Origin of the sequence: Solwaraspora sp. WMMD1047, assembly GCF_029626155.1 — a bacterium.
Taxonomy (GTDB): Bacteria; Actinomycetota; Actinomycetes; order Mycobacteriales; family Micromonosporaceae; genus WMMD1047.
The window spans coordinates 380887-405902 of record NZ_JARUBL010000001.1 but is presented as its reverse complement, the minus strand read 5'-3'; the positions used below and the strand labels follow the sequence as shown (position 1 = coordinate 405902).

The following is a 25016-nucleotide window of genomic DNA, read 5'->3' as shown; positions in this document are numbered from 1 at the left end:
GCGTCGACGCCCAATGGGTCAAAATCCCGGATTCATAACGCAAAGGTGTCGGGAGGTGACGATGCGCAGTTGGCGCAAGATCCCGGCCGGGACCGGCCGGAGCGGATCCGACGAACCGGGCCCGACAGGGGCTACCGTCTTGGTCCAGACGGGTCGCCAGCCACGACCACACGCAGAGGGGGTGGCCAGCGTGGACGCCCGGATCAACCAGGCCGCCGCCCTGCATCGGCAGGCTGCCGCCATCGCCGCCGCCGCCGAGGCCGCACTTGACGCCGCTCCGCCGGCGGTTCCGGACCTGCGCGAGCAGCGCGAGGTGGCCCGCCGGCTGCGGGCGGCGGCCGCGCTGCTCGCCCCCGGATGGCTGGGCGCTCCGCTGGCCAGCCGATTTGCGAGGACCCCGCTGAATGGCCCTGGAACGCCGATGTTCGTCCGGATTGGCACCGCACAGCCGCTCGACGACGCACGCTTTCCCGCGCTGGTGCCGCTGCTCGGAGCCGGCCACCTGAGCATCGACACCGACGGCCGGGATCCCCGGGTGGCCGCCCTGCTCCGAGCCCTGCTGGTTCGGCTGCTGGCCGCCACACCCGCCGGTTCGCTGCTGGTCCGGGCCGTCGCGGGCGCTGGCACGGGACCGGTCTTCGCTCCGTTCGCGCCGCTCGCCGACGCCGGGCTGCTGCCCCCGCCGGCCACCGACCTGGACTCCCTCCGAACCCTGCTGACCGAGGCCGAGCAGTGGATCCGTCCGGCCCGGTCGGGCGCCACCCGGCGGGACCGGCATGACCGCACCCTGTTGCTGGTGGTGGCCGCCCTACCCGAACCGATCGGGGCCGCCGACCTGGCCCGGTTCGGTTCCCTCGCCCGGCACGGTCCCGAGGCGGGTCTGAACCTGGTCGTCGCCGGTTGGCCGCCGGCGCCACCCGCTGCCGGGCGCGGCCCGGCCGACGCGCCGGCCGAGGTCCGCACGGCAGTGCCGGCGCTGCCCCGGGCCACCGCGATCGCCGTACGCGAAAAGCATGCCCTGCTGGGGAATCCACCCGGCGGCTCGTTCGCGGACCCGGCCCGGGGGCTGGCGGTCACCGGCCTCAACGCCCCGGTCCTGCTGGACGGTGACCCGCCGGCGCGGTTGCTGGCCGGGGTCTGTGCCGAACTGGCCGCCCGGTCCCTCGCCGGTCCGCGGCACAGCCTTGCCGATCTGCTTCCGGAGCCGTCCACGGGGCTCTGGGCGGAGACCGGCTCGGCGGGACTCACCACGACCGTCGGCCATGACGGGGCTCGGCCGGTGACGCTCCGGTTCAGCGAACTCACTCCGCACTGGCTGCTGGGTGGACGGTCCGGTTCGGGGAAGACCGCGTTCCTGGTGAATGTCGTCTACGGGCTCTGCGCCCGGTACCGGCCGGCGGACCTCGCGTTGTACGCGACCACGTTCGCGGCCACCGCCCCGCTCGCCGACCTGCTCACCCTGGACCGGGACGGTACCCGGCTGCCGCACCTGTCCCGGGCCGGGACCGGTCCGGAACACGCGCTGGCAGTGCTGCGGGAGCTGGGGGACGAGTTGGCGCGTCGGCTCGCCGCCTGCCAGGCCGCCGGCGTGCGCCGCCTCGTCGAGTTGCCCGGCGGTGGGGACGTACCCCGGGTGCTCTGCGTCATCGACGATCTCCACGCGCTGCGCGGGCGGTCGGACCCGGTTGCGGTGGAGGCCGTCCAGCTCTTGGCGACGCTCGCCCGAGGTGGCCGCAATCAGGGGATGCACCTGCTGCTCGCGGGCGCACCGGTCGGCGGGGCGGGTCGATCCACGAACGGCGCGGTGGTGCCGACCCAGCAGTCCGGTGACGGTTGGGAGGCGATCCACGGCCAGTGTCCGGTCCGGGTGGCGTTGCCCGGTGGCGCCGCGGTGCTGGAGCCGGCGAACGATTCAGCGGCCGGCCTGCCGCTCGGCACGGCGGTGGTCAACACCGCCGGTGGCCTGGGCGGCCCACGGGGCGCCACCCGAGGGCACGAGCGTCTCATCCACTTCCCGGACCCGCACGCCGAGCCGGAGACGCTCTGGCGGATCCGGCAACGGCTGCGGGACGCGGGCGAACGGGCGGCCCGATGACCGGCGACAGCAGTACCGCCGGCACCGGGAACGGTACCGGCACCGGCACCAGGGGTGGCAACGGCCGGACCGCGGACGGCACCACCGCCGGTACGGGTCGATTGCTGGCTGGCGAGGAGGTGGACTGGCAGGACTACCTGGCCGCGGCGCAGCGGCTGGACGCCGTCCGGCGGGGGTCGGAGCCGGCGGGCAGCGGACCGGCGGGCAGCGGACCGGCGGAGACGATCCGGGCCGCCCGTGACGAGTTGGCCCGGCTGCGCGCCCGGCTCGCCCTGCAGCACGCCCAGCTGCGCGCCCTTGGCGTACCCGAGGACGACCTGCGGCCGACGGCGGCCGAGCTGGCGGCGGTGGCCGAGCCGATGGCGGCCGGGCCGGAGCCGGTGCTGGCGGCGTTGCGGCAGGCCAGGACCACGGTCGCGGCGACCGACGGCCGGATGGTCGGCGCGGGCTGGTCGGTCCGGCTCGGTGCGGCCATCCGCCGTCGAGCCGCGGCACGCCACCTCGTCCTGCTGGCCGTGATCGTGGTCGCCCTCGTCGGCTGCCTGGGCGTCGCCGCAGTCACGCTGCTGAGCTGAACCGACGGTCGGTACGCATCTGGGCCCGACCGGGTCAGGAGTGGATGATCAACGACATCGCCTCGGCGCGGGACTTGGCGTCCTCCTTGAGCAGGCCGCGTACGGCCGAGGTGATGGTCTTCGCGCCGGACTTCTGGATGCCCCGCATCGCCATGCACATGTGTTCGCACTCCAGCACGACCACCACGCCGCGCGGGTCGAGCCGGGCCATCAGCAGGTCGGCGACCTGGGCGGTGAGCCGCTCCTGCACCTGGGGGCGGCGGGCGTAGACCTCGACCAGGCGGGCCAGCTTCGACAGGCCGGTGATCCGGCCGCTGGCACCGGGGATGTACCCGACGTGGGCGGTCCCCCGGAACGGCAGCAGGTGATGTTCGCAGAGGCTCATCACGTCGATGTCCCGGACCACCACGAGCTCCTCGTGGTTGGCCTCGAACGTGGTGGTGAGCACCTGCGCGGGGTCGACCCGCAGTCCGGCGAAGAGCTCGGCGTACGCGCGGGCCACCCGGGCCGGGGTGCGGACCAGGCCGTCCCGGTCCGGGTCCTCACCGACGGCGATCAGGATCTCCCGGACCGCCTTCTCGATCCGCGGCAGGTCGACGGCCTGCTCGACCGGGGTGCCGGTGAGCTTGCCGTCGACCAGCCGCGCGGCGAGGTAGTCGAGCGTGTCGTCGCCGTCCGGTTCGGTCGCCGAGGCGGACACGGTCAGTGCGGACCATCCGAGTTGGCGGAGTTGGCCGAGCCGCCACCGACCGTCGCCTCCGCACCGTCGGCCTCGGCCTGCGCCTTCAGCGTCTCCTTCTCGGCGGGCGTGAGCACCGGCGGCTCGGTGGACGGCTGCCGCTTGCCGAAGCCGTTGTACGGCGCCATCGGCGGCCGCTTGGCCACCCGGGCGCAGATCCGGGCCATGTCGCCGGTGGAGAGGGTCTCCTTCTCCATCAGCTCCAGCACGATGTTGTCCAGCACGTCGCGGTACTCGACCAGGATCTCCCAGGCCTCGTCGTGGGCGAGCTCGATGAGCGCCCGCATCTCGGCGTCGATCTCGGCCGCCACCGAGTCGGAGTAGTCCCGTTCGTGCCCCATGTTGCGGCCGAGGAACGGCTCGTCGCCGCTGGTGCCGTACTTGATCGCGCCGAGCTTGGAGCTCATCCCGTACTGGGTGATCATCGCCCGGGCGAGCGCGGTGGCCTTCTCGATGTCGTTGCCGGCGCCGGTGGTCGGCTCGTGGAAGACCAGTTCCTCGGCGGCCCGGCCGCCGAGGGCGTACGCCAGGGTGTCGACCATCTCGGCCCGCGTCTGGGTGTACTTGTCCTCGGTCGGCAGGACCAGGGTGTGTCCGAGCGACCGCCCACGGGAGAGGATCGTCACCTTGTGCACCGGTGCGGCGTGCGGTAGCGCCCAGGCCACCAGCGCGTGGCCGCCCTCGTGGTAGGCGGTGATCTTCTTCTCGTTGTCGCCCATCACCCGGGTGCGGCGCTGCGGGCCGGCGACCACCCGGTCGATCGACTCCTCCAACGCCTCGTTGCTGATCGCCCGCTTGTCCTTCCGGGCGGTGAGCAGCGCCGACTCGTTGATCACGTTGGCCAGGTCGGCTCCGCTGAAGCCGGGCGTACGCCGGGCCACCGCGTCCAGGTCGACGTCGGGGGCGAACGGCTTGCCCTTGGCGTGCACCCGCAGGATCGCCTTGCGGCCCTCCATGTCGGGGGCGTCGACCGGGATCTGGCGGTCGAACCGGCCCGGGCGCAGCAGTGCCGGGTCGAGGATGTCCGGCCGGTTGGTGGCGGCGATCAGGATGACGCCGCCCTTGGTGTCGAAGCCGTCCATCTCGACCAGCAGCTGGTTGAGGGTCTGCTCCCGCTCGTCGTGGCCGCCGCCCATGCCGGCGCCGCGGTGCCGGCCGACCGCGTCGATCTCGTCGACGAAGACGATCGCCGGCGCGTTCGCCTTGGCCTGCTCGAACAGGTCGCGGACCCGGCTGGCGCCGACACCGACGAACATCTCCACGAAGTCGGATCCGGAGATGGAGTAGAACGGCACTCCGGCCTCACCGGCCACGGCCCGCGCCAGCAGCGTCTTGCCGGTACCGGGTGGGCCGAAGAGCAGCACGCCCTTCGGGATCTTGGCGCCGAGGGCCTGGTACTTGGCCGGGTTCTGGAGGAAGTCCTTGATCTCGTGAAGCTCCTCCACCGCCTCCTCGGAGCCGGCGACGTCCGCGAAGGTGGTCTTCGGGGTGTCCTTGGTGATCATCTTCGCCTTGGACTTGCCGAAGTTGAGCACCCGCGACCCGCCGCCCTGCATCTGCGACATGAACAGCAGCAGCAGGATCACCAGGATGGCGATCGGCAGCAGGTTGACCAGCAGGGTCACGAAGACGCTGTCGCTGGAGACCTCGGCGTTGGCCGGGCCGGTCACCCGGTTGGCCGCCTTGGCCGCCAGCACCTGGTTCCAGATCTCGTCGCTTACCTCGTACGGGAACTGGGCCTCGATCTTGTCGGTCTCGGTGTCGCCGAAGGTCTCCGGCTGAGCCAGGTCGAGCTGGAGCATCTGCTCCTTGTCCTGGAAGTTGACCTTTTCGATCTCGACCGTGTTCAGCCTGTCGAGGGCGATTGTCGTGTCGACCTTGTGATAGCTCGGCCCGCCGGTGAAGAACGAGCTCAGCGCGATGGCACCGATGATCACCAGGATGATCCAGACCACCGGGCGGCGGAAGAAACGCGTACGTTCCATGCTGTTGTCGAGCGCCGAGCGCCCGGACCCTCCTGATCGACGTCCTGACCGTCTGAATGACTTGTCGCCGCCGTGGCCGGCGTTGCGCCGGCCCCGACCCCGGAGCGCGTCCACGTACCCGCGCCACGGTTATTCGACGGTACACCTTGAGTACCCGCGGCGAGCCCGCGAGCCCCGCAGTCGCGATCGAGAGGCATGCCCCGCGAACGCCACCTGACCGATACGGTAGCCGGGATTACTGAGAATGGGCTGTACGTCCGCTTGACGGACGCCCGGCTGGGGCTCAGCCCGCTCTCAGGCCCGGGCGTATACCTCGGGCTTGAGTACGCCGACGAAGGGCAGTTCGCGGTACCGCTCGGCGAAGTCGAGGCCGTGCCCGACGACGAACTCGGTCGGGATGTCGAATCCGACGTAGCGCACCGGGACCGGGACCTTCACCGCCTCCGGCTTCCGGAACAACGCGACCACCTCCACGCTGGCGGCCGATCTCGATTCGAGGTACCGCAGCAGCCAGGAGAGGGTCAGCCCGGAGTCGACGATGTCCTCGACGACCACCACGTGCCGGCCGGCGATGTCCCGGTCCAGGTCCTTGAGGATGCGGACCACCCCGGACGAGGTGCTGCCGTGCCCGTAGGAGGAGATGGCCATGAACTCGAGCTCGACCGGGGGGCCGTGCCGCCCCAGCGCCCGGGCGAAGTCGGCCATGAACATGACCGCGCCCTTGAGGACACAGACGAGCAGCAGCCCGTCGGCCACCGACGCGTAGTCGGCCGATACCTGCTTGGCGAGGTCAGCGGTCTTCTCACGGATCTGCGCCTCGGTGATGATCACGTGGTCGATGTCGGCGTCGTACCAGGAGCCGTCAGCCATGGCCCTAGCCTGCCGTACGCCGCCGGACGCCCGCCGTCGGGGCGGGTACCGCGTACGCCGCCGGCCGGCCGGTGGCGCAGGCCGCCACCGGCCGGCGCTTTCCGTCGCGACGCGGACCCGGTCAGTAGCTATGTGAGCGCCACCGGTGGCCACGCTCGGTGGGTTTCCAGTCCGCGGAGTCGCGGCTGTCGGCGGTGAGTCCGGCCGCGCTGGCGGCGGCCAGGATCAGGAAGAAGGCGATCAGGATCAGGAGTTCCATGGCGGCGGCCACCTTTCGGGTAATGCCTTCGGAGGGTTCGCCGCCGGTGCGCACCGGACGTCTGAATCCAGTCTGCGGGTGACGCCGGACGAGCAACAGTGGCAGTCATGCCATACACCCTCGAATTTCTGCCAGCGAACGGTTAGGCTGGTCGGCATGCTGCGAAACGTCGCCGTCCTCGCGCTCGATCAGGTGACCGCCTTCGAGCTCGGCGTGCTCTGCGAGGTCTTCGGCACCGACCGGACCGCCGACGGCTTCCCCGGCTACCGCTTCGACCTCTGCACCGCCGACGGCCGACCGGTCCGCTGCCGCTCCGGCTTCACCATCACCCCGACCGCCGACCTCGGGCCGGTCGAGCAGGCGGATCTAGTCGCCGTACCGGCACATCCGGACGGCACCCTGGTGCCACCGGTGGTGACCGAGGCGCTCCGCCGGGCCGCCGAGCGCGGCGCGTACGTGCTCAGCGTCTGCTCGGGGGCGTTCGTGCTGGCCGAGGCCGGGCTGCTGGACGGCCGGGCCTGCACCACTCACTGGCGGTACGCCGACGAACTCGCCCAGCGCTATCCGCTGGCCCAGGTCCGGTGCAACTCGCTGTACGTGCAGGACGGCCGGATCCTCACCAGCGCCGGTACGGCGGCCGGCATCGACGCCTGCCTGCACCTGGTCCGGCAGGAGCACGGTTCGGCGCTGGCCACCAAGCTGGCCCGCCGGATGGTGGTCCCGCCGCACCGCGACGGCGGGCAGGCCCAGTACATCGAGGCGCCGATCCCGCAGACCCCGGACGCGGCGACCCTGGAGCCGATCCTGACCTGGCTGATGGGTCACCTGGACCGCAACGTGACGGTGGACGAACTGGCCGCCCGGGCGCACATGGCACCGCGTACCTTCGCCCGTCGGTTCCGGGCCGAGACCGGGACCACCCCGCACGACTGGCTCACCAATCAGCGGGTCCTGCTGGCCCGGCAGTTGCTCGAGGAGACCGACCTCGGCGTCGAGGCGGTGGCCACCCGGGCCGGCTTCGGTGACGCGGCGACCATGCGGCACCACTTCGGGCGCCGGATCGGCGCCACGCCGCAGGCCTACCGGGCCACCTTCCGCGACCGGGTCCCGGCGGGCTGACCAGGGGACCGCGGCCCACGCCGTGGAGCCGGGCGGACCGGCTCCGAATGCCAGGTGCCCCACCACCGACCGGTGGTGGGGCACCCGAGCTGGCTGGCCCCGACGGCGCCGGGGCCGGCCCGATTACGGCAGGAAGCCGCCGGTACGGAATCGGACCTCGACGTTCGACGACACCTGGGTGGTGCCGGGAACCGTGTCGGCGTCCATCGACGTGGCGAGCACGCCGGTGCCGGGCAGCACCCCGGTGACCTGGACGGTGTACGAGACCGACGCGCCCGGAACCGGGTCGCTGCTGGTCACCCGCAGGTCCTGGGTCGGTGCCGTACCCGCCGGCAGTTGGTCACCGCCGGTGCCGTTGACGTTCTCCGCCCCGACCACGGTGGCCTGGGCCGCCGGCAGCGCCGGCAGGGCGGCGGGGTTGTAGGCGTAGGCAATGTCCTCGGTGCCGTTCACCCCGATCCAGACCTGGAAGGTCCGGTTGGAGGTGGTGCCGTACACGAAGACGTTCCACTCCACGACCAGCCAGGTGTCCACCCCGTCGGTCAGCGTGCCGATCCGGATGCCCTGGGCGCCGGTGCCGTTCAGGTCGGTCCAGAACGGCGCCAGGACGTTGTTCGGCCGACTCGGGTCCGGGATCGCCGGCGGGTCGTACTCGACGTCCTGCGAGGTGCCCCCGCCGACCACCAGGTAGCCGTTGGAGGTGACTCCGACGCTGGTGTAGGTCTGGCCGCCGTAGACGAACCCGGGCACGTCGTAGTTGAGGATCGTTTCGTCGGCGACGGCTTCCGGCGCGATGCCGAACGCGGCCAGCGGCAGGTATCCGGCGATGGTGCCCGGGCTCAACGACGGATCGCCCGGCTGCGCGCCGGCCAGCGCCACGTCCTTCTTCTCCACCGTCCACGGGCTGGTCTTCCTGGCGCCGTTCACGCCGGAGACCAGCAGGTGCAGGTTGGCGGTGGACTTCAGGTCCACGGTGGCATCCCCGAACGAGTTGTTCGTGGCGGTCACCGTGCAGGTGCTCTTGCCGAACCAGGTGATCTGGGCCGGCCCGCAGCTGCTGGTCAGGGCGACGTCGCCCTGCTGCGGCACGAACGCCACCGGCAGGTGCAGGGTGGGCAGCCCGGCGCGGGTGGCGTCGAGCTTGACCTCGCCGAACACCTGGGCGGTCGGCGCGGTCGAGGAGATGGTGATCTTCAGGTTGACGGACCTGCCGGGCGCCAAACTGAACGAGCTCGGGCTCACCGTGATCTTGCTCTTGGCCGGTGCGCTGGCGGAGACCCGGTAGGACTGGGTCCGGTTGGTCACGTTGGTCGCGGTGCGGACCGTGGTGAGCTTGCCCGGCATCACCGGGGCGTTCACCGACGGCAGGTTGAGGTGCACCGCGTTGACCGGGTCGTTGCCGAGGGCGAGCATCCGCTCGGCGGTCTCGTCGAAGGTCAGGCCCGGGTTGTCGGCGGTGGTGAGGTCCACCCGGCCACTGCCGTAGTCGAACGGATCGGCCGGGGTGGTCAGGTCCTCCTTGACCACGTCCTGCGTCGCCGTCGTCATCAGCGCCGACTTGATCTGCCCCGGCGTCCAGGTCGGGTGCAGCGCCTTCATCAGCACGGCCGCGCCGGCGATGTGCGGCGAGGACATCGAGGTGCCGGCGATCGCCTGGAAGAACTCCCCGGGCGGGCCGCCGTCGATGGTGTCCGGGGTCGGGGTGTGGCCGGCCAGGATCTGCACCCCCGGCGCGGTGATGTCCGGCTTGATGCCGAAGCCCCCCGGACCGCGGGAGGAGAAGGCGGCCATCACGTCGCCCTGACCGGCGCGCTTCTGACCCGCCGTGAAGCTGGCGGTCACCCCGCTGTGCGAGCCCATCCAGGCCACGAACTCGGTGCCGTCGGCCAGGTGCACCGTCGGCAGCCAGTGGTTGTCGGTATTGGTGTCGGCCAGCGACGGGTTGTAGAGGATCATGCCGACCGCGCCGCCCTGGGCGACGTTGTAACCCTTGCTGACCCGGCTGGTCACCCCCCGCTGGCACGCGACGATCTTGCCGGCGAAGCTGCCGGCCGGGGCCGGCGCCTGGCAGAGCGCGTCCCCGTACGGCGCCGCCGAGGCCATCACCACCGGGGTGTCGGTCGGGACGCCGGCAGTGACCGACGCGCCGCGCAGGACCAGCGTCTCGGTTCCGGACTTCAGGGTCAGCGTCGAGCTGAACTCCCGGGTCTGGGTGGAGGCGGCAACGGTCGTCACCCACGGCGAGACGTGGTTTGTCGTCGCCGCGCCCGGGCCGCTGTTGCCGGCCGAGGTCGCCACGAACACCCCGGCCGCGTACGCGTCCAGGAAGGCCAGCTCCACCGGGTCGGAGAACGGGTTGGCGCCGCCGGAGATGGAGAAGTTGATGACGTTGACGCCGTCGAGCACGGCCTGGGCCACCGCGGCCGCCGAGTCCGAGGAGAAGCAGCCGTCGGTGCCACAGACCTTGTAGATCGAGACCCAGGCCCCCGGGGCGACACCTCGCGCCGGGCCGCGCTCGACCCCGAAGATCGGGGCGTTGTCGATCACGTTGCCGGCCGTGGTGGTTCCGGTGTGGGTGCCGTGGCCGTCGCTGTCCCGGGCCGAGTCGGGGTAGACCTCGCCACCGACGGCCGCGTTGTAGGTGTCGATGAACGGCTGCCCGCCGATCAGCTTGTTGTTGCACTCGAAGACGTCGGTCTCCGGAGTCAGCGGGTTGTCACCGAAGTCGCAGGTCCGGGCCGGACCGGGCGGGGCGGAGAGGTTGCCCTGGTCGGCGAAGGAGGGGTGCTCCGGCCAGGCGCCACTGTCCAGGACCCCGAAGATGACGCCCTCGCCGGCGTTGCTCGCACCACCGAGTTCGTCGTTGAGGGAGTCGGCACCGATGAACTCGGTGCTGGAGTCGGTGAGCGGCTGCCGCAGCTCGTCCTTCTGCACCGCGACCACGCCGTCGATCTTCAGCAGGTCCGAGATCTTGTTCGCCGGTACGGTCGCCGAGACGCCGCCGTAGACGGTCCTCAGCCGCTGGCCGACGTCCGCTCCCGGCACCGCGCGGTCGAGGTCGGCGACGAACTCCGCCTCCTGGCGAGCCAGGTAGTTCTCGTAGCTGCGCTCCGGCGCGGAGCCGGTGAGCTTGCGCCCGGTCACGGCCGGGCTGGTGGCCGCGAGGTTGTCCACCCCGCCGGCGTAGGTGGCCACCGGGTCGTGGTCGAGCTTGACCAGCACCGCCACCGGCTCGGCGTCCTTGCGACCGAGCAGGGAGCGGTCGGTCTCGGCGAGCCGACTGGTCGGCGCCTTGGCCGCCTCCTCACGGGACTTGACCGCGATCGGCGTGGCGGTCAGGTCACCCGCCGGTGCCGCCGCGGCCGGAGCGGCCCAGGCGACGACCGCGAGCGGTGGCAGTAGGGCGGCGGCGATTCCGGCCCGCAGCCACTTTGGATCTCGCATCCGGTTCCCCTCTCAAGGGTTTGGTAGTGCAGCACCGTTCCAACGTCGGCGGACCGAGTCAGTCACGTTGACCGAACGGTGACAGGGGGTTCCGGCATCGTTGCATGGGAAATAGTCAAACAACAGATGTCCGGCCGCGGCTGGTACCGCAGTTGGTCGAATCGATACCTGAGACCCACCACCGATGGGAATTAAGGCTTCGAATCGGGAGCATGGCCCCAACCCCGGCAACCGGCAATCCGGTAACCGACAGCATTCCCCTCAGTACCCGACGGCCGACCCGTCGGTACGCGGCTCGGTACCCGCCACGTACCCGCCGCCGGCCAACCGCCAGATGGCCTGCCCGTGCCCGAAGATCGCCGGCTCGCTCCCGACGGTGGCCAGGTGGCCCCGGGACCGCAACCCCGCCGCCACCTTCTCGCCGAGGTCGGGCTCGACCAGCACCGACCGGCCGGCGTGCCAGTACCAGCGCGGGGCGGCCAGGGCCGCCTGCGGGTCGAGCCCGCCGTCCACCGTGGCCGAAACCAGCTGGACGTGTCCCTGCGGCTGCAGGTGACCACCCATCACCCCGAACGGTCCGACCGGCTCGCCGCCGCGGGTCAGGAAACCGGGAATGATTGTATGGAAAGGCCGCTTGCCCGGCTCGACCACATTCGGGTGTGCCGGGTCCAGGCTGAAACCGACGCCACGATTCTGCAGGCCGAACCCGTGGCCGGGCAGCACCAGGTAGGAGCCGAATCCCAGGTAGTTCGACTGGATCAGGCTGACCATCATTCCGGCCGAATCGGCCGCGCAGAGATACACGGTGCCGCCGCGGGCCGGCAGGCCCGGCGCCGGCTCCCCGGCCCGTGGGCCGATCAGCGCCCGCCGCCGGTCCGCGTAGCCGGCCGACAGGAGCTCCCCGGTCGGCACCGGCACCCGGTCCGGATCGGCCACGTAGGCGTGCGCGTCGGCGAAGCCGAGCTTGATCGCCTCGATCTGCCAGTGCAGCCGCTCCTCGACCGGCATGGCGGCCAGGTCCACCCCCGCCAGGATGTTCAGCGCGAGCAGCGCCGCCACCCCCTGCCCGTTCGGTGGCAGCTCCCAAACCTCATGCCCGCGGTACCCGACGGACACCGGCGACACCCAGGTCGAGGCATGTCCGGCCAGGTCCGCGCCGGACAACAACCCACCGGTACGCGCGGAGTGCGCCGCCAGCGCCGCCGCGATCTCGCCCCGGTAGAACGACTCCGCCCCGCTGGCCGCGATGGCCCGCAGGGTGCGCGCCGCGTCCGGGTTCCGCCACCGTTCGCCGGCCCGCGGCGCGCGTCCACCGTCGACCGTGAAGACCCGCCGCCACTCGGCGAACTCGGGTCCGGTCAGCGCGGCGTGGGCGGCCACCGCCCGGGCCCAACCGGCCGCGACGGTGGGCGCCACCGGATGGCCGCCCTCGGCGTAGCCGATCGCATCGGTGAACAGGTCGGCGAAGGGCAGCCGGCCGAACCGGTCGTGCAGATCCCGCCAACCGGCCGGCGCGCCGGGCACGGTCACCGGCAACCAGCCCGCGGTCGGCATCGCCGGTCCGCTGGCCTGCGCGCCGCCGAGCGCCTCGGTCGGCGCCGCCCCACCGGCCCCGGTGGCCGCCAGGACCGCCTCCCGGGTCAGCGCGGCTGGTGCCCGGCCGGAGGCGTTGAGCCCGTGCAGCCGGTCGCCGTCCCAGACGATCGCGAACAGGTCGCCGCCGATGTCGTTCGAACCGGGCTGGACCACGGTGAGAGTGATCGCGGCGGCGAGCGCGGCGTCCACGGCGGTCCCGCCCCGCCGCAGCGCGGCCAGGCCGGCGGTCGCGGCGAGCGGCTGGCTGGTGGCGACCGCGCCGCGCGGCGCGAAGATCGGCTGTCGGGGGTGCGGCATGCCACCTGTCTACCCGGCGCTCAGCCGGGTAGCTCCTCCGGTGCCGGTTCGGTTGCCGGTCCGCCCGGGCACCCCAGCAGGGTCCCGCCCCGGCGGGACACCACGATGCCGCCGGGCAGCTGGGTCGGGCCCTGGCCGCGCCAGCCGGTGACCAGGGCGTCGAGCGCCTCGACGTGCCGATGGGAGAGCGCGCCCGGCGCCGCCCCCAGCTCACGTGCCCAGGCGTGCAGCACCCGGGTCCGGATCGCCGCCGGCAGCCCGGCCAGCGCCGCCGCCGCGAGCGTCCGGCCGGCCTCCCGGTTCCGGTCCGGGCCCGGCGCGGCGGCCAGGTCCGACCCGCCGGTTCCTGACCCGACGCCCGGCCCGACGCCCGGTGCGACGGTGGCGGCTTGGAGCGCGGCGGCGGCCAGTTCGTCGAGGGCGGCGTTGTCGGCGGCCACCAGGCTGGCGGTGCGGGCCAGGTTCCCGACCACCCCGGGGCCGAGCTGCCCCACCAGCGCCGGCAGCAGTTCCGACCGGACCCGGGCCCGGCGGTAGCGCGGGTCCGCGTTGTGCGGGTCGTCCCAGGGGGTCAGGCCGAGCGCCGCGCACGCCTGGCGGGTCTGCTCCCGGCTCACCGCCAGCAGTGGCCGCAGCAGGGTCACCCCGGCCAACTCGCGCCGCTCCGGCATGCCGGCGATGCCGCGCGGCCCGGCGCCCCGGGCGAGGGCGAGCAGGACTGTCTCGGCCTGGTCGTCCCGGGTGTGGCCGAGCAGCACGGCGGACGCACCATGCCGGTGGGCCACCTCGACCAGCGCCTGGTAGCGGGCCTCCCGGGCGGCGGCCTCCGGGCCGCCGGGCCGGCCGGCCACCGTCACGGTCGCCAGTTCGGCCGGGGCCAGGCCGATCTTCTCGGCCCACCGCAGCACGTCGGTCGCCCGCGCCGCCGAGCCGGCCTGCAGCCCGTGGTCCACCGTGACCAGGCCGGCGGCGCGCCCCAGCCGACGGGCGACGAAGGCGGTGCCGGCGGCGAGCGCCAGCGAGTCGGCGCCCCCCGAACAGGCGACCAGCACCAGCCCACCCGGCGGACTTTCACCGGCCCTCGCCCCTCCACCGCCCGACAGCTCCGCCTCCGCGGGCGGCCACGCGGCGTCGTGCGGTGGCCGGACGTGGGCGGCGGCGGGTGCCGGCAAGCTGGTCAGTGCCCGGCGCACCGCGAGGCGGATGGCCGCGACCGACGGCGCGAGCGTCGCCACGGCGATCCGGTCAGCCGATCGCCGGAATCGGGCCGACCGGGCCGTGCACCCGGGCCACCCAGGCGTCCGGGTCGGCCAGCTCCTCCAGCCGCGGCAGGGTCAGCGGTGAGCTGAAGACCTTGTTGAACCCGTCCATGCCGACCCGTTCGACCACGCCGTGGACGAACTTGCGGCCCTCGGCGTACTGGCGCATCTTCACGTCGACGCCGAGCAGCTTGCGGATCGCCTTCTCCAGCGGGTTGCCGGACTCCCGGCGCCGGTTGAAGCGGGCGCGGATCTGGTCCACGGTCGGCACCACCTGCGGGCCGACCCCGTCCATCACGAACTCGGCGTGCCCTTCGAGCAGGGTCATCAGCGCGGTCAGCCGGTCGAGCACGGCGCGCTGCCCGGGCGTCTGCACGATGTCCAGCACGCTCGCCCGGCCGTCGGGGTTGCGGATCGAGTCGGCGAGGGTGCCCACGCCCCGGCGCAGTCGCTCCAGAAAGTGCTCGCCGCCGGCCTGGGAGGCGTCCACGAACGCCTGCACCTCGCCGAGGAAGTGGCCGCGCATCCACGGCACGGCGGTGAACTGGGTGCGGTGGGTCACCTCGTGTAGGCAGACCCAGAGCCGGAAGTCGCGCGGGTCGGCTTCGAGCTTCCGCTCCACCTCGACGATGTTCGGGGCGACAAGCATCAGCTGCCCGGGGTCGGTGGAGAAGACCTCGTACTGCCCGAGCACCCGGCCGGACAGGTACGCCAGCACCGTGCCGGCCTGCACCCCGGTCAGCCGGGAGCCGATGGCGTCGCCGAACGCTCCCGGCCGCCGGTCGCCGGAGAGCCGGGACACCAGCGGCGTGATCACCTCGCGCAGCCCGGCGATGTTCGTGGCCGCCCAGTCCCGCCGGTCCACCACCCGCACCGGGGGGAACTCGACCTGCGGCCGCAGCCCGGTGTACGCGACCACGTGCTCCGCCGCCTCGTCGGTGAGCCGCCGCAGGTCGGCGACGACCTCGGTGGCCTCGTCGTACGAGACCCGGGGGCCGGACTTACCCAACGCCCCCGCGGTAGCGGCGGCCAGATCCCAGTCCACGAACTGCGCCATGCAACCACCGTACCCGCGCTCCGGTAGCCGGACCGGGGCTCGGGCCGCGCGGCCGGCGGATCCGCCGTTCCGGGGGCCTGGTGCGCCCGGTCAGCGGCAGCCGCAACGGGCCAGCGCCGCGGCGATCCGGTCGAGCGCCGGCTGCGCCTGTTCCGGGCCGCTCGGCACCCGGTCGGCCAGCACCGCGAAGGCCAGCAGCCGGCCCTCCGCGGTGGTCACCGTCCCGGAGATCGCGTGTACCCCCGAGAGCGTGCCCGTCTTGGCCCGGACCACTCCGGCGCCGGCCGCGGTACCGGCGGTCGCGGCGGCGGGGCCGGCGAAGCGTTCGCTGAGCGTGCCCGACCAGGCGGCCACCGGCAGCCCGCTGAAGAGACCGGCCAGCTCCGGCCGGGAGCCGTCGGCGGCGAGCGCGAGCAGGTCGGTGAGGAGCGCCGGCGTGATCCGGTTCGTCCGGGACAGCCCGCTGCCGTCGGCGAGGGTGCCGCCGCCGTCGGTGAGTCCCAGCTCGGCGACCACCGCCTCGGTGGCCGCCGCGGCGCCCTCGAACGAACCCGGCTGGTCGCGGGCGAGCGCCACCTGGCGGGCCAACGCCTCGGCCACCACGTTGTCGCTGTCGGCGAGCATGTACTCGACCAGCCGGACGACGGGTGGGGACTCGACGCTGCCGAGTTCCGTACCGGGGGTGACCGGGGCGGCGCTCGCCGAGGTCGGGCTCGCGCCGGATGCCGAAGGAGCAGGCGGGGCGGCGCCCCGACGCGCCGCCGAGGCGGGCAGTCCCAGGGCCTTCGCGAACGAGCGGCCGGCCGCCAGGTCCGGCGTCGACGACCTGGCCGGCCCCTTCGCCTTGTCCTTCGGATCGAGCCGCGCCCCGTCGGTCATCAGGGCGGTGATCGGGGCCCCGAACCCGCCGGTGGGGATGTCGTCGTCCCAGCCCGGTTCGTAGACCGGACCGCTGAACAGCGAGCCGTCCACGGTCACCCGGGTCGGCGCCGTGCCGCCCATCGCCTCCTTCACCTGCCGGGCGAGCCGGTCGAGCCGGCCCGCCCCGGCGTAGAAGGAGGTGCCGTTGATGGCCAGGGTGGGGTCGCCGCCGCCGACCAGCACCACCTCGCCGGGCTGGGCGCCGGCCACCGCCCGGGTCTTGATCCGGTACCCGGGGCCGCGGGCGGCGAGCACCGCCACCGCGGTGATCAGCTTGGTGGTCGAGGCGGGCACGGTCGGGGTGTCGCCGTCGTGGTCGTAGAGGGACTCCCGGGTGGCCACGTCGACTACTGACACGTTCACCCGGTCGCCCAGCGCGGCCGCGGTCACCAGCGACTCAAGCGCGGCCTCGACGCCGGCCCGGGTGGGCAGCGGGGCGGTGGCCTCGGCCGCGGCCAGCACGGCCGGCGGCGGTGACTCGGGCTGTTCCGGGACGGTGGTGGGGGTGGTCGGCTCAGCGCCCAGCCAGCCGGCGACCGGTCCCGGCCGGACGACCGCGACCCCGGCCAGCCCGAGCAGCAGGACGAGGACGAGGACCAGTGGTACCGCGAGCCGCCGGGCCCGACCCGGCCGGCTCGGGCCGGCGGCCTCCGGGTGAGCCCCGCCCCCGGCCGCTGGCCTGGGCGGACCGGGCGGCGGACTGTCCGGACCCGGAGCGTTCCGCGGACCACCCGGAGCCGTCTGCGGGCCGCCCGGAGCGTTCCGCGGACCACCCGGGACCGTCTGCGGGCCGGCGGCGGGCGGCCAGGCCCGCGGCGGTACGACGGCCCGACCGCGAACCGGCCCCGGACCGCCCGGACCCGGACCGTGCGGACCCTGGCCGTGCGGACCCTGGCCGTGCGGGCCCGGTCCACCGGGGCCCGGGTTGCCCGGAGTCGGTCGCCGGTCGGCATCGGGCACCGGGTAGGAGCCCGGGACACCGGCCCGGCCCCGGTGCGGCGGGACCCCCGACGAGCCGCTCACCGGACCCGAGTGTGAATCTTCACTCCCCACCGGCCCCTCCTCCCCGCACGATTCGGCCTAGGCGACACTACTTCGGTCCGTACCTTAGGCGGCGTCCAGATCGACCAGATGGCGAGAATCTCGTCCGGTCCGCGCCGTTTCGATTCCTAAGCCAGCGCCGGCGACGAGGGAGCGTGTGTGATGGATTTCGACGTGACGGTTGAGATCCCCAAGGGTCACCGCAACAAGTACGAGGTGGACCACGCCACCGGCCGCATCCGGCTGGACCGCACCCTCTTCACCTCCACCCAGTATCCGGCCGACTACGGCTTCATCGAGGGCACCCTCGGAGCCGACGGCGACCCGCTCGACGCGCTGGTCCTGGTGCCCGAACCGACCTTCCCGGGCTGCCTGATCCGGTGCCGGACGATCGGGATGTTCCGGATGACCGATGAGAAGGGCGGCGACGACAAGGTGCTCTGCGTTCCCTACGAGGACCCCCGCCAGGAGCACCTGCGCGATATCCACCACCTCGGCGAGTTCGACCGGCTGGAGATCCAGCACTTCTTCGAGGTGTACAAGGACCTGGAGCCCGGCAAGTCGGTCGAGGGGGCGACCTGGGTCGGGCGGACCGAGGCCGAGGCGGAGATCCGGGCGTCGTACCGCCGGCAGCAGGATGCCGAGGCGGCGGGCGAGACCACCCACTGACGCCCGTCAGCCGAGCAGTCCGCGGGCCCGCCCGTAGAGGCCGAGCACCGCGCAGGCCACCGGCACCACCGAGACCACCATCAGCACGTCGAGCACCTCGGCCGCTCGGCCCAGATAGGGGCCGGGCGGTCGATTCGCGTACCTGGCGCCGGTGGCGACCGTGGCCAGGGCGGTGATCAGCGCGGCGGCGGCCAGCGTCATCAGCCCGGCGGCGCCGAGCCGGCCGGTCCAGGCCAGCCCGAGCAGGGCGCCCAGGGCCAGGCCGGCGGCGAGCAGGGGGATCCGCTGCGCCCGGGCGGCGAAGATCCGGGAGCGCAGCAGCAGGGCGATCCCGGCGACCGCCGCCAGCAGCTGACCGGCCACCCCGCCGGCGGTGACCAGCAGCAGTCCGGCCAGCCCCGCCAGTACGGCGTGGCCGATCAACAGGCCGGTCAGGATCTCCTCGGTCCGGGCCACCGCGGCGTGGACGCGACCGCGCGCCGGCCGGTGCCGGGCACCGTCCGGCCCGCCGGCCACCGCGCCCTCCGGCGGGTGCTCCGACAGGTGCTCCGGCGCGCCGGTCCCGGTCGGCACCGCGATGGCCGGCATCGGCAGTCTGCCGAACCGGATGGCCAGCAGCGGCAGCGCGCCGATGCCGCAGACCAGCACCGACATCAGCACCGCCGCCGCGCCGGCGGCCGGCAGCACGAACCCGAGCAGCGCCGTCGCGGCGCCGAACCCACCGGCGAGGACGCCGGCCACCGGCACCGGTCGGCCGGCCGCCACCCCGACGGTCGCCAGGACGGCGGTGAGCAGAACGGCGACCGCGCCGGCCAACGCCTCCGGGGCGCCGATCCAGCGCACCGGCGCCAGCACCCCGACCGGGTCACCGGTGGCGACCAGTTGGGCGCCGCCGCAGAACGCGTACCCGAGCGCGTAGCCGCCGAGGGCGGTGCCGGCCGGGGCGTCCCCGTACGCCCGGGAGGCGACCACCCCGGCCAGGGTGAGCAGGGCGGCCGTCCCGAGCGCCGCGACCGCGCCGAGGTGCCAGCCCGGGCCGCCCCGAAGTAGGGCGGCGAGGCCGATCGCGAGGGCCAGCCCGGCGGCGACCAGGCTCACCGTCCGGGTGGCCGGGGCGGACCAGGCGCCGCCCCGACGGCGGGCGCCGTCGGCGATCGCCTCCACCACGTCGTCGTACTCCAGTTCCGGCCACTGCGCCCGGGCCGGGACGAGGTGCAGCACCTCGCCGTCGCGTACCCCCTGCGGGTGCAGCGGCTGCCCGGCGGCGAGCGCGGCCCCGTCGGCCCGCCGCAGCACCCAGCCGCCGTGCCGTTCGCCGTCGTCGGCGAGCCCTTCACCGGCGTGCCGCAGCACCTCGGGCAGCAGGTCGGCCAGGGGCAGGTGTTCGGGTAGCGCGAGGTCCATCCGCCGCTGCGGTGCGCTGATCGTGACGCGGGCCAGCCCGGTACTCATCGAGTCCTCCATCGCGCGGTGGACCGCGGCTGCGCGGACGGCCGCACTTACCTACCATGAGTCCGGCTCATACTACCGAGCGCGATGATCACGGTCTGGATTGGACCGGCTGCAATGGACAGGACGGCATGAGCACGCTCGTCATCCGACGCCCGCCCCGGCGTCCCGCGCCCGAGATCCCGACCGGCGAACTTGTCGTCGAGGCGCCACCGGAGCTCCCCCAGGAAACCGGGAACCGCTGGCAGCAACTGCTGATGGTGCTGCCGATGCTGGGTGGCTCGGTCGCGATGGCGATGATGTTCGGCCGCGGCGGCGGCGCCTACGCGTACGTGGTCGGCGCGATGTTCGGGCTCTCGTCGCTGGCCATGCTCGCCACCTCCTGGGGTGGCTCGGCCGGTTCGCCGCGCCGGTCGGAGCTGGTCGCGGCCCGGCGGGGGTACCTTCGGCACCTCGCCGGGCTGCGGCGGCGGGTCCGCCAGACCGCGGCGCGGCAGCGGGCCGGTCTCTTCTACCGGCACCCGGACCCGGGCCAGCTCTGGTCGACGGTCGCCAGCCACCGGGTCTGGGAGCGCCGCCCCACCGACGCGGACTTCGGGGTGGTCCGGGTGGGGGTCGGCCCGCAGACCCTGGCGACGCCGCTGCTGCCGCCGGCGACCCGGTCGTTGGAGGATCTGGAGCCGCTGACCGCCGGTGCGCTGCGCCGCTTCCTCGACGCGTACTCGGTGGTGCCGGACCTGCCGGTGGCGCTGTCGCTGCGCGGCTTCGCCCGGGTCCACCTGCAGGGCGAGGCCACCGGGGCCGGACCCGGTGGCAGCGGCCACGCGCTGGCCCGGGCGATGTTGACGCAGCTCTCGGTCTTCCACGCCCCGGACGAGTTGATGATCGCGATCTGCGCCGGTCCGGAGCGGCGGGCCTGGTGGGAGTGGGCGAAGTGGCTTCCGCATGCCCGCCATCCGAGTCGTACCGACGCGGTCGGCCCGGTGCGGTTGGTCGGCAGCTCGGTGGCGGACCTGGAGCGACTCCTCGCCGACGTGGTGGGCGACCGTTCCCGGTTCGATCCGGCCGGCCCACCGACCGCCGGCCCGCATGTGGTGGTGGTGCTGGACAGCGCCGACCTGACCGGGGCCGCCCGACTGATCGGCGAGGGCGGCATCGACGGCGTCACGGTCATCGACATCGACGGTGTGCCGCCCCGGCTGCCGGACCGGTCCACGATCGTGCTGACCGCCCGCGACGACCGGCTGGGCACGTTTTCGACGGACGGCGCGGCCGAGGTCGGCACCCCGGACCGGCTCGGGCTGGTCGAGGCCGAGGCGGTGGCCCGCCGGCTGGCGCCGCTGCGGCTGGCCGGCCCGGCCAGGGGGTCGGACGCCGCGCTGGCCGCCGAGCCGGGCCTGGCCGAGCTGCTCGGCGTGGGCGACCCCGACAGCTTCGCCGTCGCCCAGGGCTGGGCGCCCCGCGCGGACGCCGACCGGCTCCGGGTGCCGATCGGGGTCGGAACGGACGGCGGCGCCGTCGAGCTCGACCTCAAGGAGTCCGCCCAGGACGGGATGGGCCCGCACGGCCTGCTGATCGGTGCCACCGGCTCCGGCAAGTCCGAGCTGCTCCGGACCCTGGTGCTCGGGCTGGCCGCCACCCATTCGTCGGAGGAGCTCAACGTCGTCCTGGTCGACTTCAAGGGCGGGGCCACCTTCTTCTCCCTGGACCGGCTGCCGCACACCGCCGCGGTGATCACCAATCTCGCCGACGAGCTGCCGCTCGTCGACCGGATGGTCGACGCCCTCAACGGCGAGCTGGTCCGCCGCCAGGAGCTGTTGCGCCGGGCCGGCAACCTCACCAACCAGCGCGAGTACGCGGCGGCGCGCGCCGCCGGCGCCGCCCTGGCTCCGCTGCCGGTCCTGCTGATCGTCGTCGACGAGTTCTCCGAGCTGCTCGCCGCCAAGCCGGACTTCATCGACCTCTTCGTCCAGATCGGCCGGTTGGGCCGGTCGCTCGGCGTACACCTGCTGCTCGCCTCGCAGCGGTTGGAGGAGGGCCGGCTGCGCGGGTTGGACACCCATCTGTCGTACCGGATCGGGTTGCGGACCTTCTCGGCGTTGGAGTCCCGGGCGGTGCTCGGGGCAGCGGACGCGTACGAGCTGCCGAGGTCGCCGGGGCACGGCTATCTGAAGTTCGGCACCGAGCCGCTGGTCCGGTTCAAGGCGGCCTACGTCTCCGGGGCGTACCGCCGCCCGGGCGGGCCGGCCGACGCGGGGCGGACGGGCGCGGCCCGGGTGCTGTCCTATTCGACCCACTTCACCCCGGCCCCCGAGCCGATCTCGCCGCTCCCGGCCGCGCCGGGGCCGGGCGCGAATTCCGCGAGCCTGCTCGACATCCTGGTCGACCGGCTCGCCGGGCAGGGTCCGCCGGCGCACCAGGTCTGGTTGCCGCCACTGTCGGCGGCCCCGACCCTCGACGAGCTGCTCGGGCCGGTCGGCGTCGACCCGGCCCGGGGCCTCACCGTCGGCAACCCCGAGCTGCACGGCGCCCTGCAGGTGCCGGTCGCGCTGGTGGACAAGCCGTTCGAGCAGCGCCGGGACCTGCACTGGCTCACGTTGGCGGGCAGCGCCGGGCATGTGGCGGTGGTCGGCGGCCCGCAGAGCGGCAAGTCCACGGTGCTGCGGGCGCTGATCTGCGGCCTGGCGCTGACCCACACCCCGGTCGAGGTGCAGATCTACTGCCTGGACTTCGGTGGCGGTTCGCTCGCCACGCTGCGCGACCTGCCGCACGTGGGCGGGGTGGCCGGCCGGCTGGACGACGCCGCCGTGCGGCGTACCGTCGGGGAGATCACCACCCTGTTGGCCGACCGGGAGCGGCGCTTCGCCGAGCTGGGGGTGGATTCGATGCCGGCGTACCGCCGTCGGCGGCGGGCCGCGACCGGCCCGGGTCATCCGCTGGGCGACCCGTTCGGAGACGTCTTCCTGGTGGTCGACGGGTGGCCGACGCTGCGCGGCGAGTACGACGATCTGGAGCCCCTGATCACCGACATCGCCACCCGCGGGCTGTCGTACGGCGTGCACGTGGTCGCCAGCGCGCCGCGCTGGATGGACTACCGGCCGGCGATCCGGGACCTGTTCGGCTCCCGGTTGGAGCTGCGTCTCGGCGACCCGACGGATTCCATCGTGTCCCGCCGGGCGGCGAGCAACGTGCCGGAGCGGACCCCGGGCCGGGGTATCACCGCCGACAGCCTGCATCTGCTCACCGTCCTACCGGCACTGGCCAGTCTGGGCGATCAGACGGCACCGCTGGTCAAGGCGGTCGCCGCCGGCTGGTCGGGCGCCCCCGCCCCACGGGTACGGCTGCTGCCGCCGGTGTTGCCGTACCCCGATCTGGACCTGGCCGGCAGCAGCGGACTGCGGATTCCGATCGGCATCGCCGAGGCGGACCTCCGGCCGGTGGTGGTCGACTTCGGCGCCGAGCCGCACTTCCTGGTCTTCGGTGACGCCGAGTGCGGCAAGTCGTCGTTTCTGCGGGCGCTGGCCACCACGATCGTCGGCCGGTTCGCGCCGGAGCAGGCCCGGGTGATCCTGGTCGACTACCGGCGCAGCCTGCTCGGCGCGGTCGAGACCGAACATCTGATCGGGTACGGCACGGCGGCGGCCGGCACCGCCGAGTTGATCGAGTCGGTGGCCGGGTACATGCAGCGTCGGCTGCCCGGTGCCGACGTCACCGCGCAGCAGTTGCGGGACCGCTCGTGGTGGACCGGTCCGGAGTTGTTCGTCCTGGTCGACGACTACGACCTGGTGGCGACCGGGCCGGCGAACCCGCTGCGGGCGCTGGAGGAGTATCTGCCGCAGGGCCGCGACGTCGGCCTGCACCTGGTGCTGGCCCGCCGCTCGGGTGGCGCCGCCCGGGCGCTCTACGACCCGATCGTGCAACGGCTGCGGGAGCTCTCCGCGCCCGGTCTGGTGATGTCCGGCAGTCCGGACGAGGGCGCGCTGATCGGCACGGTGCGGCCCGGCCCCCTGCCGCCGGGCCGCGGCCGGTTGATCACCAGGCGGGAGGGGGTACGGCTGGTACAGCTCGGACATCTGCCGCCGACCTGACCGGTGCCCCCGCCCGCCAGGTGTGATCAAATCCGCGAAGATGCCACCGCGACAGGGGTGAAACACGGTAACCTCCGTGCATCACGTGTCTGCCGGGGTGTAAAGGCCATGCTGTGACTGGGCAACGGCATCAGTACCGGAGCGCCGTGGCCCGGGTGTCGGGAGCGGCGCTGATTGCCGTTGCCGGCTTCTCGGGTGTGCTGCTCGGACCGTCTCCGGCCGCCGCCGCGCCGGTCCCGCCGCCGGTGGGCGTGCCGGTCTCCACCGACATGGCCCGCGACGAGCAGTGGCAACTCGACGCGTTCGACATCGAGTCGGCGTGGCAGGTTTCGACCGGCGAGGGCGTCACGGTCGCCGTCATCGATTCCGGGGTGGATGGTTCCCATCCGGACCTGGCCGGCCAGGTGCTGCCGGGTATCGACCTGGTCGCCAATCCGGGAGACCCGGCGGACCCGGCGGCCGATCCGGAGCCGGTGGCCGGGGCGGGCGACGGTCAGAACGATCCGGTCGGGCACGGCACCACCGTCGCCGGGCTGATCGCCGGCCGCAACGACGACAGCCGCGGTGTGGTCGGCCTGGCGCCGCGGGCCAAGATTCTGCCGGTCCGGGTGCTGGACGAGGAGAACCGCTACGACGACGCGCTGATCGTGGCGAAGGGCGTGCGGTGGGCCGTGGACAACGGGGCGACGGTGGTGAACCTCTCCCTGGGCGGCACCGGCGAGAGCCCGGCTTTGGCCGCCGCCCTCGACTACGCGTTCGCCCGGGACGTGGTGGTGATCGCCTGCACGGGCAACGCCAGCGCCTCCTCCACCAACGAGGTCTGGTACCCGGCCCGGGAGCCGGGGATGGTGGCCGTTGCCGGTCTGGAACGCGACAGCGACGCGCTCTGGTCGGGGTCGATCACCGGTCCGGAGACCGTGCTCACCGCCCCGGCGACCGGGCTGCTGGGCGCCCGGCCCGGTGGCTTCTGGCGGGTCCAGGGCACCAGCTTCGCGGCCCCGCTGGTCGCCGCGTCGGCGGCCCTGGTCCGGTCGCGCTGGCCGGACCTGCCGGCCGGGGCGGTGGTGAATCGGCTGATCAGCACCGCCCGCGATCTCGGCCCGGCCGGCCGGGACGCCGAGTTCGGGTTCGGGCTGGTGAACCCGAACGCCGCCCTGAACAGCGAGGTCTCGACGGTCGAGCGTAACCCGCTGGACGACGGTGCCGCGGCGCCGGGGGTGTCCGGATTCGGTCCGGCGCCCGGCCAGACTCCGCCGCCGGACCGGGCCGAGGCCGACCCGGAGCAGCTCGGCGCCGCGGCGCACGGTTCGCGGGACGGTTGGGTGGCGCTACCCGCCGGCAGTCCGGTGGGTGGTCGGCCGCAGGGTTTCTGGGGTGGCGGGGCGTTGCTGGTGGCGGTCGTCGCCGGCGGTGCCCTGCTGGCTCGCCGGTTCCGCGAGGTGCCGGCCCGGGCACGCCAGCGCGGCGGTCGCGCCGGCCTGTCCCACGGCTCCACCCCCCGCCGCCCTCGACCGGACTGAGCTCCCCCTCCCCGGGCCCGCCGTCCGTCGGGC

The 25016-nt window shown here is 73.8% G+C and carries 16 protein-coding genes; 6 read left to right on the top strand and 10 right to left on the bottom strand.

What is annotated here, in order from left to right; genetic code table 11:
• The first annotated feature begins 190 nt into the window (after positions 1–190).
• Both O7627_RS01865 and O7627_RS01860 read left to right on the top strand, forming a co-directional pair.
• Entirely contained in the window at positions 191–2095 is a 1905-nt protein-coding gene (locus tag O7627_RS01865; RefSeq protein WP_278091764.1) for an FtsK/SpoIIIE domain-containing protein, read from the top strand.
• On the top strand, positions 2092–2670 hold the full coding sequence (locus tag O7627_RS01860; RefSeq protein ID WP_278091763.1) for a hypothetical protein: 579 nt from the start codon (positions 2092–2094) through the stop codon (positions 2668–2670). Before O7627_RS01865 ends, O7627_RS01860 begins: the two co-directional genes overlap by 4 nt.
• Before the next feature lie 34 nt (positions 2671–2704).
• Here O7627_RS01860 and folE read toward each other — a convergent pair whose 3' ends face one another.
• The 4 genes from folE to O7627_RS01840 all read right to left on the bottom strand — a co-directional run bounded on the left by folE (position 2705) and on the right by O7627_RS01840 (position 6523).
• On the bottom strand, positions 2705–3370 hold the full coding sequence (folE, locus tag O7627_RS01855; protein ID WP_278091762.1) for a GTP cyclohydrolase I FolE: 666 nt from the start codon (positions 3368–3370) through the stop codon (positions 2705–2707).
• A gap of 2 nt (positions 3371–3372) precedes the next feature.
• Positions 3373–5394 carry an ATP-dependent zinc metalloprotease FtsH gene (ftsH, locus tag O7627_RS01850; protein ID WP_278091761.1) on the bottom strand — a complete coding sequence of 674 codons (2022 nt, stop codon included), beginning with the start codon at positions 5392–5394 and terminating at the stop codon, positions 3373–3375.
• 294 nt (positions 5395–5688) lie between these two features.
• Positions 5689–6264, bottom strand: coding sequence for a hypoxanthine phosphoribosyltransferase (gene hpt / locus O7627_RS01845; RefSeq protein ID WP_278091760.1), 576 nt, complete (start codon positions 6262–6264; stop codon positions 5689–5691).
• Positions 6265–6385: 121 nt separating this feature from the next.
• Positions 6386–6523 (bottom strand): hypothetical protein, encoded by a 138-nt coding sequence (locus O7627_RS01840; protein ID WP_278091759.1) that lies wholly within the window; start codon positions 6521–6523, stop codon positions 6386–6388.
• A 156-nt stretch (positions 6524–6679) separates the two neighbouring features.
• On the opposite strand from O7627_RS01840, the gene O7627_RS01835 reads away from it, so the two are divergent.
• Complete coding sequence (locus O7627_RS01835; protein WP_278091758.1) at positions 6680–7642, top strand: helix-turn-helix domain-containing protein; 963 nt, start codon at positions 6680–6682, stop codon at positions 7640–7642.
• Positions 7643–7765: 123 nt separating this feature from the next.
• Here the strand turns inward: O7627_RS01835 and O7627_RS01830 are convergent, their stop codons facing one another.
• The 5 genes from O7627_RS01830 to dacB form a co-directional block, all read right to left on the bottom strand.
• Entirely contained in the window at positions 7766–11086 is a 3321-nt protein-coding gene (locus O7627_RS01830; RefSeq protein WP_278091757.1) for a S8 family serine peptidase, read from the bottom strand.
• A 261-nt stretch (positions 11087–11347) separates the two neighbouring features.
• On the bottom strand, positions 11348–12979 hold the full coding sequence (locus tag O7627_RS01825; protein ID WP_278091756.1) for a gamma-glutamyltransferase family protein: 1632 nt from the start codon (positions 12977–12979) through the stop codon (positions 11348–11350).
• A 20-nt stretch (positions 12980–12999) separates the two neighbouring features.
• On the bottom strand, positions 13000–14082 hold the full coding sequence (tilS, locus tag O7627_RS01820; protein WP_278098116.1) for a tRNA lysidine(34) synthetase TilS: 1083 nt from the start codon (positions 14080–14082) through the stop codon (positions 13000–13002).
• 142 nt (positions 14083–14224) lie between these two features.
• Positions 14225–15295 carry a zinc-dependent metalloprotease gene (locus tag O7627_RS01815; protein ID WP_278091755.1) on the bottom strand — a complete coding sequence of 357 codons (1071 nt, stop codon included), beginning with the start codon at positions 15293–15295 and terminating at the stop codon, positions 14225–14227.
• A 90-nt stretch (positions 15296–15385) separates the two neighbouring features.
• Entirely contained in the window at positions 15386–16816 is a 1431-nt protein-coding gene (gene dacB / locus O7627_RS01810; protein WP_278098115.1) for a D-alanyl-D-alanine carboxypeptidase/D-alanyl-D-alanine-endopeptidase, read from the bottom strand.
• A gap of 603 nt (positions 16817–17419) precedes the next feature.
• On the opposite strand from dacB, the gene O7627_RS01805 reads away from it, so the two are divergent.
• Positions 17420–17926, top strand: coding sequence for an inorganic diphosphatase (locus O7627_RS01805; RefSeq protein ID WP_278091754.1), 507 nt, complete (start codon positions 17420–17422; stop codon positions 17924–17926).
• Positions 17927–17932: 6 nt separating this feature from the next.
• Here O7627_RS01805 and eccD read toward each other — a convergent pair whose 3' ends face one another.
• Positions 17933–19378 carry a type VII secretion integral membrane protein EccD gene (gene eccD / locus O7627_RS01800; protein WP_278091753.1) on the bottom strand — a complete coding sequence of 482 codons (1446 nt, stop codon included), beginning with the start codon at positions 19376–19378 and terminating at the stop codon, positions 17933–17935.
• 128 nt (positions 19379–19506) lie between these two features.
• Between eccD and eccCa the strand changes: the two genes are divergently transcribed.
• Positions 19507–23463: a type VII secretion protein EccCa gene (gene eccCa, locus O7627_RS01795; RefSeq protein ID WP_278091752.1), complete on the top strand. Its 3957-nt coding sequence runs from the start codon at positions 19507–19509 to the stop codon at positions 23461–23463.
• A gap of 155 nt (positions 23464–23618) precedes the next feature.
• Positions 23619–24983 carry a type VII secretion-associated serine protease mycosin gene (mycP, locus tag O7627_RS01790; protein WP_278098114.1) on the top strand — a complete coding sequence of 455 codons (1365 nt, stop codon included), beginning with the start codon at positions 23619–23621 and terminating at the stop codon, positions 24981–24983.
• Positions 24984–25016 lie beyond the last annotated feature (33 nt).